Raw genomic sequence first — 15,873 nt, forward strand, 5'->3', positions numbered from 1 at the left:
CCGAAATGAATCTGATATTAGATGGTAAATTTATTCAAGATCTCTTCAGCATCAGCCTTGGAGACTAAGGCGCACTGCACACGAGTTGATGTGCTTCCAAGCTTAAGATATGAGTCACCCTTACCATTAAGCATTTCAGCACCAGACTCATCCATAATTACTCGACTTTCAGTTGCGCTCTTTACTCTTAGAGCTAGCTGCGCAGGTAAATTCGAACGCAAAACTGTGCTGATAACTTCTACACTTGGCTTTTGAGTAGCGATAACTACATGAATGCCAGCTGCCCTTGCCTTTTGTGCCAGACGCTTAAGTTCAGACTCAATTTCTTTTTTCATAGCAGGCTCGGATGTTAAATCTGCATACTCATCAAGAACTACAACCCACCAAGGCATCCTTTTTTCGGCAGCAACTTTACTATTAAACTCAGAAATTGTTCTAGTTTTTTCTTCACGCATCTTTTCATATCTTGCTTGCATTTCAATGACCGCATGCTTCAAAAGTTCAAGTGCCTCAGCATCGCCCCAGCCTATCTCTCCCAGTAAATGAGGGGTTCTAGCAAAGTCCTGAAGCTCGGTGCCCTTAGGATCGACAAGAAGCAAACGAAGTTCATCGGCAGAATAAGCCCTTACTAACCCATATAAAAGTACGTTTAATGCTTCCGACTTACCGCTACCAGTAGTCCCACCAACTAAAATATGCGGTGACAAAGTATCGGAGAAGTTGATGGAAATAACATCACCGTACCTATCCTCACCCAATGGGGCCTCTAAAGTAGAACCAGGGCGACTCCATCGACCCCACATTTGACTTGCATCCACGAAATATCTTTGCGAAGGCAATTTTGGAACGTCAATATTTACGTAACCTCTATCTATTGAGAACATTATTTCTTGGTCCTGCTCTAAACGTAGCTTTAACTTTAGAACCTGACTTTTATCCATCAATTTCTTTGGATCTGTAGCCCCTTTAGGCATGACTTTGAAAAGAATCGAGGCTGGCCCCTCAACAAATGGTATGTCTTCGACAGGCGCAGGCATTACATCTATGCCTTGCTCTGAATAACAGTCGAGAATTACTTGATACATGTCCCTCAACTGTTCTGATGAGAGCCTTTTCTTAGCGGCACTAGGAGCAATAGGGTTGGCTGACTTCGCAGATGGTGTATCCGGAGTGTTCAATACAATAGCCCCCTCATTTTCAAGCTTAACCTTCGGCTGATTAACCTCCTCTTGTTTACCCTCCACAGGCGACAATGGAGTTACTGTTGAAGCTATATCAGGAGTTGCTGATATTCGATTCAAAATCAGAGGAATTATGTTTGAACTACATGACTTGACTACTTCAACATCGCCCTGTGTCTCTCGGGACACTTCCTTGCCAATGTCATCCCACATACATATTGAGTAGAGGCCCTTAATCGAGCGTAGTGTAAACAAACCCTTTCTAAATTTATCTCTAATATTTGGTGGAAAGACTTGGAAATCCCCGTCTAAGTCAAATCCAGAGATCTGAATCATGCTCTGATCGGCTGTTTCAACTGCGGAAATAATCTGCTCCCTCCACAGCGAGGAATCAATACGGTCTGAATTTACAAGGATATCTTGCAAAAATTTTATTGTTTCGGATGCTTGCAAGACGCCATGAATATCATACGCTTGCCGTAATTTCCCCTCTATCACCTCAATATCAAGGATCAGATCATCCCCCTCAAGCTCGAAGAGGAAGTTAGCGATATCAGCCCGTACCTCAGTTGGACCACCAAACCAATTCTGGTGCTCATCAAGAGAGATGGATGCAAATATGTTCTTATTCAAAGAATTCTTGCGCACCTGTTCAAGCTTGGATAGAGATCTTGCAACCATCAAACCTATTACTTCCTCTGTAACCCTAGATACGCCCATAGCTTTGAGCGCCAATTTCGGGGCAAAGCGCCTTGTTTCGCTATAAATCATTTTCGAAACTTCTTCTAAGGTTGTGCCGTGCTTAATCAAAGTTGACTTATCAGAGATTAGACGATTCAGCTTTCTGTTTAAACGAGAAACAATTAATTCTTTTCCAGAACTCGCGGAAACAATTAAAGTAAAGTTATTTGAACTTCCTACACCCTCTTCCACACTCAGAATATCTGGGGATATCTCCAGTGCCTCTATTTGTTGTCTAGAAATATGACGCTCAAGGGTGATAACCCAATGGCAGACTGCGTGGAGTTCCGTAAATAGCTTCGCGGATTCTTCGAAATTGACTCTCAACTCGAGAAAATCAGTATTTTCCGGCTGCGCTGGTGCAATTGGCCTTAATCTCTGGGAGCGTACAACATGAGTAGACCAGGTTTCAAGCATTACATCAGGCTCATCTGGTCTCATCAGTATGGAGATTGCACCACCTGATACGCCACCTTTTAAATGGGTGGGGCGGTCCATAAGTGGTCTAAAGGCACCACCGAAAGAAACGGGCGATTCAGTATTATTCTGAACGGTAACCTTCTCATTAAGGAGATGAGTAACTATAGCCAAATCAAATTTGACATCAGCCAAACTTTCCTTAAGTGAAAAATTCTCTGTGTAATCAATAAAGCTTAATTCACATGAAGGGAAAAGGCTAGCGCCCGAGGTCATTCTATCCTCGTTGTGAAGGACATCGAAGAATTTAGAAATTTCAGGCCATGTAGATCTCTTTGAGATTACAGTTAGATCAACCCTAGCATCCCTCCAATCAAGTGTTCGGAATGTACTGATAAGCTCTGCTGGAAACTTGTTTGCATATGGTGCAACCAAAAGAATTGATAAGCCGTCTTTTTTATAGGGATGAGCTTCCAAATACGAAGTAATTTGCCTCGCGATTCTTTTTGTAGAGTGTGCATCTAGTGTTACGCCAGCTATTTCATTGTTTCTGGGGGTAAATTCCTCATACCATGCCTGCTCTCCTGAAGAAAACAAGATCTCCCCAACCTTATTTGAGCTAATTGCGGGAGCCTGGTTAGGACTAAGGTTTCTTAGCCAATCTAGATAAAAACTTGGATTTCTTTTGGAAAGCTCTTTTTCTCCAGATAAAACCGCCCCAACCAATCTTTCACACTCGCTTAAATATTTTGAAATCCAACGAAGACGAATTGGGTGAGTGGGTAACATCAATTTATTTCTACCCCCAAAATTAATGAAATCCATGTCCATTAGCTGAGTTACAGCTGGCAGCCTCGCCCCATCTGGCACAAGCGCCGTCCTGGACTCCTCAAAAATTGGCATCCACTCATCAAGATATTCATCGATCAACTCGGAATGAAATCCTCGAACTCTTAGTTTAGAAAAAAAGTTTTTTCTTATTGGGAGGAATTTATTGGTAAAGGTATGCTCTCGATAGATTGAATCAGAAACAATCAATGAGATTGGTAGTATCCGCTTAGAAAAATCAGACATCACAGAATTTAAAGGCTTGTCCTCGGGCAAATTCAAGCCCGATGGGATTTCAGCATAGCTACTTTCTGGGGCACATACAAGCAACCACAAAAAAGATAAGTACTCAAGGTTATCAACTGAAGGAAACCATTCTTTCTTACCAATGCTATTTGCTACGTTTCCAGATGAATCGAGAAGATCAAATACCAAAGGTATAGGCTCCCACACTAGCTCGGGTGCATCATCCTCATCATCAGCCGTTTCCAATTCTGTAAATTTTGGAACGTCAATTGCGCCAATCAATTCAGGGTCAATTTTTAACCCAACACTAAACGCATCGGGGATACATTTAGCTTCAGCCGCTCTTAATGTTTCACCGAAAATAAAAGCAAAAAGCTTTATTGCAAGGTTTTCTTTATTGGCTTTATTTGCAAGCCTTAGTTGAAGAGTATACGCCTCTCCCTCTATCGACCCCTCCCTAAGAAGATCAATAACTTCGACAAATTCTAAAATGGGATTAAAAAATTGTTGGGCTCGTGGATTTGCAAGTTGCTCGATAAGTTTTTTAGTTGGTCGATTAAGTAAATAAAGTAAGGGCTCCTGGCCCTCGCTTGGCTCAAGCTCCAAAAAGCGACGTGCCTCATCCTCAAGCCTCTTGTTTAAGCCATCTATTACATTCGCATTTAATAGCTCTTGCACCCTCGAGCTATCAACAGCAGATATTTCCGTTAATACTCTATCTCCTAGCGGCAACCCACTCATGTCAAGGGAAAATAATTGCTCAAATACATAAAATGGAATTTGCGTACGAGAATTAGGAGTTTGAGTTGAAATGAATTCAGAACATAAATCACGATATGCTAGGTTTTCAGAGTGGCTAAATAAATTTCCTGCATCATCTTTAAATTCAAATGTTTCTACCTTCACCAACAATAGTTCTGCATCAATATCTCCAGACCCAGAATCCAAGTCTGCATAGTTGCGGTTCTGTATCAATCTTTTCTTTGTTTTCTTTTCATCCTGAAATAAATAAAAATCTGGGAAGCAATCTAACGCAACCAGATCAGCACCAACAAGCTCATTTATTTGCTGCTCCGATAAGGCGCCACCTGACTTAAGATAACTTTCAAGAGCCTTAAGGATGAATTTGGTAAAACGACGTACCGAAATATCATCCAGATAACCCAGGATCTGGAGAATTCTTGTTTTTAGTAATTGAGGGGCTTGTCCTTCGCGACCCAAAACCATCCAACAGTTATTGACCAACGCTTCAGACACAACAAAATCATCGAAATCCGCGTGAAAATCAAAACTTCCATCAAGAAAATTACTATCCTGAAGTGTAAAAATGTTTTGGAGGCCTTGCTCGTCACTCTGAACGCGAGTTTCAATATATACAAGCCCAGTAGGATTATTGTTCCGGTAATAGGTAATTGATTTTTTTGGCTCTGCAAGATATTGAGAGTTAATTTGACCCCTTACATTCTCAGCAATTACCAGAGAGACCTTTTCCAGGCCATTTGGCCGCAGCTCCTTATCCCAAATTTCAATAAATTCAAGAACCTCAACTTCTGTAAAGTTCTTGATTCTGAAGCACTTATGCTCGCCTAAATTTTCCTGAGATAGCTGCTTAATTACAATTTGGTATGCAGTTAAAGCTATTGCCTTACTAATCATTTTTCTGACCCCAAGCCGACCATTTTGGTGGCATCTGAATAAACCCTCAACATTCCAACCGCCTTCACTTGATCAGCCAATTTTCGTTCGTTCTCTTCAAAAATAGATGCATCAAGAACGTTTAAAAGACCTGCTTCACTAGCTGATCTTCTGCCGATAACAAATGAACATTTTTTGTACAGCCAGTCATATACAAAATCTTCAAATGGCATTTCTGAATTTGAATGAACAGCCACCAAAGCAAGAGTCTCGATACAATTCAACCCAAAAGTAAAGTGTCTTCTACCTGTTAGGGCATTGATCAACTTCATATTTGCAGCTGTAGAGGCAAAAAAACCTTTGATTTTCTGTGACTGAGCAGACGTGATATCACGCCCAGCTCTGAAATAGGTTATTCCATCTGCTATCTGCTTTAAATAATCCTTGAGTGATTTCTGGGATGCTCTACGTAATTGTTGATTGGTTCCAGCACAGTCAATAATGAAATATGAATTATTTTCTACAGCAATACGTGTTCTTTTATTCCCTACAATGATGAGCCAAATGCCGGTCCAATTAACAATAGCTTTAATTTTAGAAACAGCTGGAATAGACTTATGGCTCAATATATTGAATACGCCATCTCTAAATAAATCCTCAAGCTCGTCGTTGAAAACATTTCGAGATTTGCTTTCTACCTCATCGCTCACAGGCGCCTTATCGAATGAGCCGTGCTTTCTCAAAGTTCTCGACAAATTCTCTAAAGGGGAGTCTTCCTTATTATCAAAAAGCTCTGAGATACCATTACGAATTGAATTTAGGCGCTCCTGATTTGGATCAAAACGCAACACATTGAATATGTATGCTCCTGCACCTCTGTAGTATTGTCGTTCTAGTATTACATTACTGGTGTTTTCACCTCGAAACCTAGCATCCCAGTGAACCAGTGATTTGGTATAAGGGAAAAAATGTGCGCCCTTCCAGGTTGGCTTCTTAGTACCAGCCTTTTGTTCTAGCTCGAGGCATGATAGAAGCTTTCTGATGGATTCTTCGCTATGTTTATCTGCAAGGACATTTGTCTTGGATTCTTGCGGCAAAGACTCATCATGCACCAATCGCCTTGCGAAGTCGTGGGCATATCTTTTTAATTTAATATCTGGGGATGATGGAAGAATGCCCTCTTCTACGCCAAGCAAAAAACTAAACAGCTCTAGACCTGGGTATGCTCCAGCGCTATCTGCGTATAAAACACCGCCAAACATCTCAATTGATAAATCTGGGGCCTTAATTGCGGTCATTATTTACCCCCATTGACTTGAATAATGTCTTCATCAAGTGAGACTGAGAAGATTTGGCCTGCTATAAATAAATTAATTTGACCATCCTCAGATCTGCCCTTTTCTGCAATTCTTGCTAGGAAGTTTCTTATCCTCTGTAAATCGTGCGAATAGAACTCTTCAGCAACATATCCCGTTCCAGCCTTGAGTACACATTCAAAAGCCATCAAATCCAACACCAAATCATCATATGATCCACTGCCACCCTCAAAGCGCACAATAATATGTCGATCAATCCAGTTCACCGAAGAAACAAGCGAATGATCCACTTGGTCAGACCCAAGACTCCATCCATCACGCATTGGAATCATCTGAATTTGATTTGATGGTATTTGTCTTGAAATAATTGCTGCATCAGAAGTTGCCCTACCAAAAGCAGGATCCACGAGATATAGAAAGTTAGCACGTAACGCCAGTCTTACGCCCTGGATCATATGAAGGCCTGCCAAAAGTTGACCTTTATATTGGATAGTTTTTTGACTGGTTAAATTTCCATTCAAAATTTCGCTAAAAACATCCCCAAACTTAAAGCCTAGCCTCTCCAGCAATGTTCCATGTGAGGCATCATCATCAAAAAACGCTCTTCTTCGCAAGGCTGTAATAACCTTTCCGATTTGCTCAGCCTCCTGGTTTCTTTCTTTTTTATTTGTTGGGTTTGTATTAATTTCATCAATTCCATTTGCGGCATCAATGTTTTTATAACGTCCGTCAAGAAGCAGTCTGAAATTTAAATCGAGTTCATTGTGTTCAAAAACATTTGCCTCGTTAAGCAATCTATCATCAACTTCTCGAATTGCTCTTCTGCCTGGATCTAGCTTTAAAAGATTGCCTAAGACGGGTATACCTTTTACAAGTCTATCAAGCGGTATAGTGCTTGGCCTCGAAAAAATTAAATTATAGAAAGCGTACTCATGCTGCCAGCCATCAGTTTTATTTGTTCTACATTTTTCGTGAACATTCTCGCAAACCAAGCCACCAGTTAACAAATATGCTACCGACATCAATGCTTCACGTACCGTAACAACTCCGCCCAATCTCTCCACTGTTGCAAATAGCTCTTCCAATCTGTTTAATCGAGAACTACCTAACCCGCTTGCAGACTCGCTTAGTAAATTTCTATTTTTATAGATAGGGCATCTTGCCTGATTGGAGCAACTACCGCATGATTTATTCCACTTACCCCCATCCTCAGCCCATTTTTTAATTGCACTGCCTAAGATGCTTCGATCCTCAGAATCGGATCCTGCTATTGATTGGAAATTTAAATTAATAATATGTAATTGCCCATCTAGCGTACACAAACCTGTATCGAAAGACCCTGCAAATACTTTCTCTATTTTTTCTGAGATACCACCTTTTTCTCCGCGCGATATTACCGCGCGCAAACGTCCTTCATTTGCACAAATTACAGTAATAGAATCGTCATCTAGGGCAATTTCGCTTATAAATTTTTTTGCCTCGGATATTTCAAGCTCAGAAAAATCTTTATGTATTTTTAGAGGGGGTTTATTTTTTTCTTTTTCTTCGCCAGTAATTTTTACCGTTCCATCGCATGAATTACGCAACAATTCGCGAGCTTTTGCGGGTGAATATTCAAAATATTTCTCCAATAAACGCCTGCATAAATGAGTTTTTCCGTGCCCAGCATCCCCCGTCAAAACTATTAACTTTGCACCCGATTCAACCGCTTTCAACAGATAATCTAGAGCCTTAGTTTCGATGTCCAGTGCATCTGCATCCTTTTGATACTCCTCATATATCTGATCGTGTGCAGGGGTGAATGGCAAATGCCGATTCATTCTGGTTACATGAGAATTTATTTTTTGTTCAAGCACGGAATATCGACCTTATAAATTTTTTAGATTTTCATCTTTTTAGGGCTATGAATATGATTTATATACCTAAATTAAGAAATTCAATATTAATTTTACTATTCATAAGGATCGCCTAATGAGCTATTAAACATGGGATTTCCAGAGTTTCATACAAAAATGTCAAATACACTTTGAGTTCTGTAGAATTTGTTAACAAACCTAGAGGATTCAGAGGAAATTAAATGAACGGTGGCGAAATTGCTGAAAAAAAATTTATCGCTACCTTGGGCTGCCTTATAGGCCAAAGGCTTCAACTATTGCCAGCACAAAGCCCTCCGATCACAATTAAAACGCTTGAAACCCCCTTTAAGCAATCACTACGGCCAGTTGGAGTATTCCCAGCCTCAACTACGCCACAGGTGATTGAGCAGCTTACTGAAAGTGGACTAGTCACCTTTTGTAAGAACCATTCTATTGGTAAGGCTGGACCTTATTCAAAAGCAGATGTTTTTATTAATGGGGTTGGCTATTCGCTGAAATATACAAACTCTAGTCCACCAGCCTTAATCAACCACACTAGACGTACTGGCTGGGAATTTGCAGCACAGCACACTGGGGCAAGCATAGCCCAGCTGGATATCCTAATATCGGACTACTGGAGGTTACGTCTATCGGGCGTTATCTCTGAAGATACGGCCAATTCAGACCAAAATTCACCGTTTTCAAAGCATTTCAATACTCTACTTCCATTTTTAGAGTACTTCGCATTTGACGGGACAGCCACAAAACTCTCATACCATCCTGCCAATGAAGTGATTGAATTTTCAGACCCTTGCGACATCACAACATGGAGACTGCTTAATAAGACGCAGCTAATTGCCAGCCTATGGCCACGGTTAGTTTTCTCGATCAGAAGCAAGAAAGGCATGCCCAGCGCAAGAATGTTTTCCTCTATGACAGTACAAGAAAAAGCATCCGTTATGCAATGGTCGCGCCAATTAAATGGGGAGCTAAAAGGGGCCTTGCACGTACGAATCAGACATTAAATGTAATTACTTTTTGATTCTAGGTTTTTTTCCTGTGGCTAAATAGGCAACCATTTGCTCTGCCACCGCCTCAATCGCGTCTACAGCCACGCTATTCCCCAGCTGTTTCATTGCCTGACCCTTTGCAACTGGAAATTTAAAGGACTTAGGGAAGCCCATCATCCTCTTCCCCTCATCTGGACCAAGTCGTCGAACCTCTCCATCAACCAAATATGCATCCCAATTACGCCGATCGTTGATACCGGAGCCCTTTCCACCCACCCTAAGGGTGAATCCAACCTCCCTTGAACAATCGCCGCCCCACACGTCTGACATATTGAACTTTAGTTTCTTCTTTTCAGGAAACTCAAACTGCTCTGGGTAAGCATAGTCATTACTAAATCCTATAATGAAAATTCTTGGTCTATGCTGGGGTAATCCGTAATCGGATGCCTTAACGATCTTGTAGTAAATCGTGTAATCCAACTCATTTTTTAAAATCTGCTTGATTGTGTCAAAAGTACGGCCATCATCATGATTCTCTAGATGGCGTACATTTTCTAAAAAGAATGCTTTTGGTTTTTTTTCTTCCAAAATATCGCGAATCCAGAAAAACATGTTGCCCCGATCTTCCCGCTCTTCGTTAAATCCTTTTTTATGCCCAGCCTGAGAAAAAGGCTGACAAGGAAATCCTGCGCACAAAATGTCGTGATCTTTAATTTGCTTTTGGATATTCGTTAAATTCGTTATGTCATTGTTGAATAATGGGCTCTCAAGCAAATCCTTTTCAAATAAATTAGGGGAAATTTTCCTAAAATTCTCGTAGTATGTTTGGCGTGCGAACGGATCTTTTTCAGATGCAAATACGCACTCAGCGCCTTGTCTATGAAAGGCTAAATGAAAGCCGCCGATCCCTGCGAATAGATCTATAAATCTTAATTTAGGCTTTGGTTTACTAGTTTTAGCGCTAGGCATTGTTTGCAATTCAAAATATTAGTCGAGTCATTTTATATCGGAGGGGTTAACCTTGCCTACCAAATCCCCCATAATCATGCCACCTTCTCGATAGATTGCAATACATCGATTCAAACGGACAGACTTTGCCAACTCTTCATCATCCTCACATAGGTGAACCTCTTTTTGACAATCGTCACAGAAACTTATCTTTTCATCGTCCGTAGGCGTTAACCCAGTCCACTGTGCCGTACATTTAAATGCAAATACGCAATTACGTATTGTTAACCCATCATTCATTTTTCATTCCTTTTTGCAAAATTACATTACAAATAAGCGGACGGCTGGGGCAATCTGCCGCTTTCAATCTGCTGATACTCAAAGTATTCATATCCAATCTCACCCTCAAAATTATTGCCAATAATGTTGATGCAACTTTCCGTCAGTGAGACTGAATTACCAGTTTGCTTATCTACGCCACGATCACCATGAATAATGATTTTTGGCAGTACAAAGCCCTTGTGACTATAGGTTCCTGACGTTATCTTTGGTAGCTTAAGCATCTGGTTAATCCCAATAAAAAGGAGTAATTCAAAAAAAGTGTTGTCTTTATCATCGGACTTAATTGATAGGTAACTTATCCAAGATTTGAATTTCCTTATTACAGCAGTCTCTATGGATACATCCCAGTTATATGCATAATTCTCGACCGAGATTTCCTCATCATGGGCAATGGGACCTCCAAAAAGTAATTCAATCTTTGCCATGATTAATAAAACCCCCTACTCATAAAAAACCTGTGCTCGCATATCTTTTATAAAAATCTGATAAAAGTCTTTCCACTTCTGAAGCTCTTCAGGCTGACATACGGCACCAGGTCGCTGGACTTTCAAGACTCTTGTTACAGAGACAACGTTTTTAGATTCTTCATAGGTTGATTCATACTCTATGCCGCCTTTCTTATAACTCGTATTTGGCGGGATTCGCGTTACCTTGGCATTGCTTGGGAAGCCAATCTTGTAGCTTTCCCCTATCCACTTAGTGGCACATGTATATGGCACAGTGAATTTCTCTGGAGGCCTGTCATTTGCAATGAGCGCTAGCTCACCGGGTGCGAGGCCTACAGGTATGGCTATAGCTCCTGGGCCAGGCACATTGGCAATAGCATCTAATGTGAACTCAGTATTTGTCGTAAACGGCTCATTTAAGTCATATACGTAACTGGTCGTGATCTTTCCTTCACCAGTCTGCCTAAATTTAGCCAGATCACTTCTGACGAGCTTTTCTGAAAGCGTAGTTTCCGCGCCCTCATATCTATAACGTGCATTAATTTCAGCACTGCCAAAGTACATGGTGTGCGTTTTTCCTTTAATCCGGCCATCCTTCTCTATTTGCATAGTGATACCGGTAAGGATTTTGCTATCTTCTTTTTTTGGCTTCGGCGTATGCCCCACCTTAGCTAACTTAGTTAATAAGGTCGGCTTATCTATCTCGCTTGATGGCAAGGTACCAAATGGCGCCATCTCTGCCGTAGAGTCCAAATAGAGGTCCCAAGCTGGAATATAGGTAATGACATGGTTAAAGGGCCCAATTACTGGATATTTAGGAAGCGTATAGGCTACGCCTGAGTTAATTAAGGCGCTACTTGCATTAATACCTTTAGCTGCCAGCAAGGCTATGAGCAACGCGTTGTGATCCTTGCAGTCGCCATAACGATTCTTCAGAATGCTTGTGGCGTCATGGGGCACGATACCTCCATCCCCAAGGTAGATGGCTACATATCGGATATTTCGAGATACCCAGTTATAAAGCGCTCGAGCCCGCTCCTTCTTTAGGTTCAGCGTCTTATCTGCAGCCACCTTCTTATCCACGTCTTTAGTAATTTCATCAGCCATCTTCTGAATATCAGGAGTTACCAATGACTTATCCGTAATGCGAGCCTCATAGGCTTTAGCAAAGTCTTCTTGGCTAGCAAAGGTTGAGATATAGATATGAGGGGAAAAATCACTGCTAGCTACCTGAAGCTGCTCTTTCTTTTTCATCTTCAGATTTTGATAGGTATAACTCACATGGCGCACACCGTCTATTACCTCATCCCTGGTTTGCTTAACGTCTTTGATATCGCTATAGAGCTTTAGATCTTCGGGATAATTTAAGTTGTACTCATAAGACAATACCTCTGCATTCGGAGAAAACGTCAGGCGCGTATAAAAGTATCCTGGCAATAGAGGCTTAAAGGTTGTGAGCTTGGTTTTGTAATAAGTCTTTGAACCAGGGGTTACCTTTGGAAAGATGATGATCTTGTGCTTCTGGTCTGAGAACATTGCCGCCCCAGCGCTGTTGTCATCCTCCACAGTTCTAATAGCATTGGGTGCTACAGATATCTTCTCGCCCTTAGGGGTAATGGTGTAAGCCTCTAAGACCTCTAGCTTAGATAGCGTTGAGTTGTATGGCAGATCCGCCTGGGACTCTGCATCAACCACCAATTGGGATTTAACTAGCGTAGTTAGTTCGTCAATTTCAACTACAGTGCCATCAGCTTGAATAGTTTCAGTGATTACTGCTCGCTCTACTGCTGAGAGAGATTCCAACTCTCCTCTACCTGCACTAGTGATACCAACATTGGCTAGCAATAAAAATCCTAGAAGAACCGCTCCAAGACTACTGATGGATTGAAGTGCAAATTTCATAGGATCTTTAACGTCTCACATACGACTGTATGTAAGCCTTTCGTTTGTTTACTTCGCCTGTAAAAATAATTCCTGCGCTGTCGTGAACCATGGCTAACGGCTCTTGTAATAGAGTCTTATCTGGAAGATAAGGATTACCATTTCGATCCCTGAGCCTAAATTTAGGCAATCCTAGGATCCTAGAGGTATCCACATAGACAGCAACCGCTAATGGGGTAGAGAGGGGTACACCTGATTTTCCAGCTGGTGATACCTGGAGCGGCATGAGGGCAATGAATATAAGGGAGCTAATCAAGGGGATCTTTTTTAGTTATTTAGTTTTTTTATTGTGTTGATCCACTAGCTCATTAGGTGAGCTCCATGGTTTTTATTCTGAAATTGTTGTGTTTTCAGATAACTTTTTGGGAGTCACCCATGAAATACCTCATCACCCTATTTTTAATTGCTCAAGCAGTTCTATTGGTGCGGGGCGTATCTGCCCAAGCCATTTATGGCCCAACCGGTAACTATGTTGGATATAGCCAAACATCCCCCAGTGGCGTGACTAATGTCTATAACGCTACCGGCCAGAATGTTCAGTCATTTCAGACTGATAACGGGCAGACTAATTTTTATAACCCTCAAGGCGCGTATCAAGGAGCCTCTACAACTCCTGTATTTGCAAGTCCTAATACAACGATCAATACTCCACGCCAAGCACCTCAGGCGCCTTCAGTGAAAGGTTGGTAAGAAATGAAACGATTACTTATTGCCGCCTTGTTGACGAGCTTCACGATCCCTAGTTTTGCAAGGACTGATGGTGGGGGCAAAAAGAGTTCTCAAAAATATAACAACCCAAGTGGTCATGAAAATTGCTATTACTGCTGGAAGGACTTAAGTACCACCTATACGCCCTCCCGTCATAAATACGCTAAAAAATCTTAAGGAGACCCAAATGAAACGATTACTTTTTATTGGCACCCTTCTTATCTCTAGCCTCAGCTATGCTCAAGTAACAAGCTGGGAAAACTCCCCCTTCAATTACAACAATAGTCAGTACAACTACAACAACAGTTCGTATAACTACAATAACTCCCCATATAACTACAACAACAGTCAGTACAACTACAACGCCAATAATGGGGTGTATGACAACAGCGGCAATCGTATTGGCTATGAGACCCAATCACCAACTGGCGTGACTAATGTCTTTGATAACAACGGAAATCGGATTGGGTACTCCCCTAGCAAAAGACAATGATCGCCGAAATGATCATCGATACCGAGGAGTTTCTGGCGGTATTGAAAAGATTAAAGCCTAGAAAAACGACAAAGGCCTCCTTAGCTGAAGAGCTTTATATTGCGCTCTTTAATGGTGAGGCCATCTTCTGCGTAAGAGGAGTCCAAACTAAATGCTTGGTTGAGAAATCAATCAACTGGAGGGGCTATATTGAAGTTAATTCTGGGGTTGTGCTGTCATTCTTAGCTGCAAGACCTGCCGGGTCGAATATCAAGCTGAGCGTTCGTGGCGATGTATTTCAGATAGAGAACATTAAGGTGCCCTGTAAGACCATGCAATCCCCAGAGTGGATTACTGCAATGAGCTTTGAGGCTCACCTACATGACGATCCTAAAGCTAAACCTCACACCATCAATTTGTATTGCCCAAAATGCGGCAAGAAGCGCGGGGAATTCTTTAAACAAAAGATTGTGAAGCAAAGGGAACTGGGTGATCCACCTCCCCCAAAGTATCCAAGCTCAAGAAAATGTGCAGCTTGTAGACACGAATGGCTAGAATTTAACGACCCATTATGAATAAATTACTCTTCTTGGATTTTGATGGAGCACTCCACCCAACCCACTTCGCTGGTGAAGACCCTTTCAATAGAGTTCATCTGCTTGAGGAAACTCTTGAAGGATCAAATATCGGAATTGTGATTTCTTCGAGTTGGCGCTTTACACATAGCCTTGAAAAACTACAGAAACTATTACCAAACTCAATCTCCAGTATGGTTATTGGCGTTACTGGATCACCAGTCATTGGCAAACATCCGCGCTATCTGGAAATTCGGGCCTTCTTACAATCTCATGGACATAGTAACTGGAGAGCTTTAGATGACTCCTACTGGGAGTTTCCAACTCCATGCCCAGAACTCATTCGCTGCAACCCCAATACCGGGATCTCAGATAAGCAGATCCAGGAATTAAGCAAATGGATGCTTATCTGACAGTTGCTTATTTTTAGTAAGTATTCCACCCGCCAGCTCCATTAGGCAAAGTTTGTATGAGTTTTCCATTAGGTGTGTAGGTGTTGTAACCGCCCGCACCACTAGGCAATGTTTGAGTCACCCCACCATTTGGCCCATACGTGTTGTAACCACCCGCACCATTTGGCAAAGTTTGTGTGAGCTGCCCATTAGGTGAATACGTGTTGTACCCGCCAGCGCCATTGGGTAACGTCTGAGTCAACTGTCCATTTGGTCCATAGGTGTTGTACCCACCAGCGCCGTTGGGTAAGGTCTGAGTTAGCGCTCCATTGCGACCATAGGTGTTATAGCCACCCGCACCGTTGGGCAATGTCTGAATAGGTTGGGCCGCTACAAACTCAATGCAAGATAAAGTAACTGCAAAAACGATCGTCTTTATGTTTGAAATGCTCATAGAGCCTCCGGATTTATTAAAGAAAGATCCACTTCATGAAATTGAGCCTGCAATTCTTCCGACTCTGAAAACTCATCCAATAGATACCCTATGGAGGGAGTAATTCTTCGCACGGCGTAATTGAGCATGCTCATTAACGTCTCCGATACTTAGCTCGCACTTTTTCACGCTGCACAAATGACACATGCGCAATTAATGCCTCGCTGAAAAACATAAATAAGCCGATAAAGAAGGCTTGAACTAGCCCCAAATCCAGCCCGCCCTGCTCTAGGCAATAAGCACTGATAAACATTAAGAATAGACCTAATAACTTAACCATTTTTCACCCCTTTTGTTGATATAGGTCAGATTAATGACCCACTAGC

13 protein-coding genes are annotated in these 15,873 nt (G+C 41.7%); 5 read left to right on the forward strand and 8 right to left on the reverse strand.

What is annotated here, in order from left to right; genetic code table 11:
- Positions 1-17: 17 nt before the first annotated feature.
- Genes ICN26_RS10180 through ICN26_RS10190 form a run of 3 tightly spaced genes read right to left on the reverse strand, consistent with a single transcriptional unit; the run spans position 18 to position 8,184 of the window.
- Positions 18-5,069, reverse strand: coding sequence for an FtsK/SpoIIIE domain-containing protein (locus ICN26_RS10180; protein WP_216268279.1), 5,052 nt, complete (start codon positions 5,067-5,069; stop codon positions 18-20).
- Complete coding sequence (locus ICN26_RS10185; protein WP_216268280.1) at positions 5,066-6,346, reverse strand: hypothetical protein; 1,281 nt, start codon at positions 6,344-6,346, stop codon at positions 5,066-5,068. The genes ICN26_RS10180 and ICN26_RS10185 overlap by 4 nt, the downstream gene beginning before the upstream one ends.
- Positions 6,346-8,184, reverse strand: a complete 1,839-nt coding sequence (locus tag ICN26_RS10190; protein ID WP_216268281.1) for an ATP-binding protein — start codon at positions 8,182-8,184, stop codon at positions 6,346-6,348. The genes ICN26_RS10185 and ICN26_RS10190 overlap by 1 nt, the downstream gene beginning before the upstream one ends.
- Positions 8,185-8,441: 257 nt before the next feature.
- Between ICN26_RS10190 and ICN26_RS10195 the strand changes: the two genes are divergently transcribed.
- A complete protein-coding gene (locus tag ICN26_RS10195; RefSeq protein ID WP_215297081.1) occupies positions 8,442-9,245 on the forward strand; it encodes a hypothetical protein in 804 nt (267 codons plus the stop codon).
- 6 nt (positions 9,246-9,251) lie between these two features.
- On the opposite strand, the gene ICN26_RS10200 is transcribed toward ICN26_RS10195, so the two are convergent.
- From ICN26_RS10200 to ICN26_RS10210, 3 genes are all read right to left on the reverse strand, one after another.
- Positions 9,252-10,199: a DNA cytosine methyltransferase gene (locus ICN26_RS10200; protein WP_215297082.1), complete on the reverse strand. Its 948-nt coding sequence runs from the start codon at positions 10,197-10,199 to the stop codon at positions 9,252-9,254.
- Between the two features lie 305 nt (positions 10,200-10,504).
- A complete protein-coding gene (locus ICN26_RS10205; RefSeq protein WP_216268282.1) occupies positions 10,505-10,945 on the reverse strand; it encodes a hypothetical protein in 441 nt (146 codons plus the stop codon).
- Between the two features lie 15 nt (positions 10,946-10,960).
- Positions 10,961-12,868: a DUF3857 domain-containing transglutaminase family protein gene (locus ICN26_RS10210; protein ID WP_216268283.1), complete on the reverse strand. Its 1,908-nt coding sequence runs from the start codon at positions 12,866-12,868 to the stop codon at positions 10,961-10,963.
- A 414-nt stretch (positions 12,869-13,282) separates the two neighbouring features.
- Between ICN26_RS10210 and ICN26_RS10215 the strand changes: the two genes are divergently transcribed.
- From ICN26_RS10215 to ICN26_RS10230, 4 genes are all read left to right on the forward strand, one after another.
- Positions 13,283-13,597, forward strand: coding sequence for a hypothetical protein (locus ICN26_RS10215; RefSeq protein WP_216268284.1), 315 nt, complete (start codon positions 13,283-13,285; stop codon positions 13,595-13,597).
- 205 nt (positions 13,598-13,802) lie between these two features.
- A complete protein-coding gene (locus ICN26_RS10220) occupies positions 13,803-14,108 on the forward strand; it encodes a hypothetical protein (protein ID WP_215358068.1) in 306 nt (101 codons plus the stop codon).
- Positions 14,105-14,662 carry a hypothetical protein gene (locus ICN26_RS10225; protein ID WP_216268285.1) on the forward strand — a complete coding sequence of 186 codons (558 nt, stop codon included), beginning with the start codon at positions 14,105-14,107 and terminating at the stop codon, positions 14,660-14,662. Before ICN26_RS10220 ends, ICN26_RS10225 begins: the two co-directional genes overlap by 4 nt.
- The gene (locus ICN26_RS10230) at positions 14,659-15,075 is read left to right on the forward strand and encodes an HAD domain-containing protein (RefSeq protein ID WP_216268286.1); all 417 of its coding nucleotides are present in this window, start codon (positions 14,659-14,661) and stop codon (positions 15,073-15,075) included. Before ICN26_RS10225 ends, ICN26_RS10230 begins: the two co-directional genes overlap by 4 nt.
- Positions 15,076-15,088: 13 nt before the next feature.
- Here the strand turns inward: ICN26_RS10230 and ICN26_RS10235 are convergent, their stop codons facing one another.
- Positions 15,089-15,508: a hypothetical protein gene (locus ICN26_RS10235; RefSeq protein ID WP_216268287.1), complete on the reverse strand. Its 420-nt coding sequence runs from the start codon at positions 15,506-15,508 to the stop codon at positions 15,089-15,091.
- A 133-nt stretch (positions 15,509-15,641) separates the two neighbouring features.
- The gene (locus tag ICN26_RS10240) at positions 15,642-15,827 is read right to left on the reverse strand and encodes a hypothetical protein (RefSeq protein WP_215310583.1); all 186 of its coding nucleotides are present in this window, start codon (positions 15,825-15,827) and stop codon (positions 15,642-15,644) included.
- Positions 15,828-15,873: the final 46 nt, after the last annotated feature.

It is taken from the genome of Polynucleobacter hallstattensis (genome assembly GCF_018881835.1).
Taxonomy (GTDB): Bacteria; Pseudomonadota; Gammaproteobacteria; order Burkholderiales; family Burkholderiaceae; genus Polynucleobacter; species Polynucleobacter hallstattensis.

Coding starts and splice junctions, on each gene's coding strand:
- ICN26_RS10180 (WP_216268279.1), bottom strand. CDS start 5,069: ATGATTAGTAAGGCAATAGCTTTAACTGCATACCAAATTGTAATTAAG.
- ICN26_RS10185 (WP_216268280.1), bottom strand. CDS start 6,346: ATGACCGCAATTAAGGCCCCAGATTTATCAATTGAGATGTTTGGCGGT.
- ICN26_RS10190 (WP_216268281.1), bottom strand. CDS start 8,184: ATGAATCGGCATTTGCCATTCACCCCTGCACACGATCAGATATATGAG.
- ICN26_RS10195 (WP_215297081.1), top strand. CDS start 8,442: ATGAACGGTGGCGAAATTGCTGAAAAAAAATTTATCGCTACCTTGGGC.
- ICN26_RS10200 (WP_215297082.1), bottom strand. CDS start 10,199: ATGCCTAGCGCTAAAACTAGTAAACCAAAGCCTAAATTAAGATTTATA.
- ICN26_RS10205 (WP_216268282.1), bottom strand. CDS start 10,945: ATGGCAAAGATTGAATTACTTTTTGGAGGTCCCATTGCCCATGATGAG.
- ICN26_RS10210 (WP_216268283.1), bottom strand. CDS start 12,868: ATGAAATTTGCACTTCAATCCATCAGTAGTCTTGGAGCGGTTCTTCTA.
- ICN26_RS10215 (WP_216268284.1), top strand. CDS start 13,283: ATGAAATACCTCATCACCCTATTTTTAATTGCTCAAGCAGTTCTATTG.
- ICN26_RS10220 (WP_215358068.1), top strand. CDS start 13,803: ATGAAACGATTACTTTTTATTGGCACCCTTCTTATCTCTAGCCTCAGC.
- ICN26_RS10225 (WP_216268285.1), top strand. CDS start 14,105: ATGATCGCCGAAATGATCATCGATACCGAGGAGTTTCTGGCGGTATTG.
- ICN26_RS10230 (WP_216268286.1), top strand. CDS start 14,659: ATGAATAAATTACTCTTCTTGGATTTTGATGGAGCACTCCACCCAACC.
- ICN26_RS10235 (WP_216268287.1), bottom strand. CDS start 15,508: ATGAGCATTTCAAACATAAAGACGATCGTTTTTGCAGTTACTTTATCT.
- ICN26_RS10240 (WP_215310583.1), bottom strand. CDS start 15,827: ATGGTTAAGTTATTAGGTCTATTCTTAATGTTTATCAGTGCTTATTGC.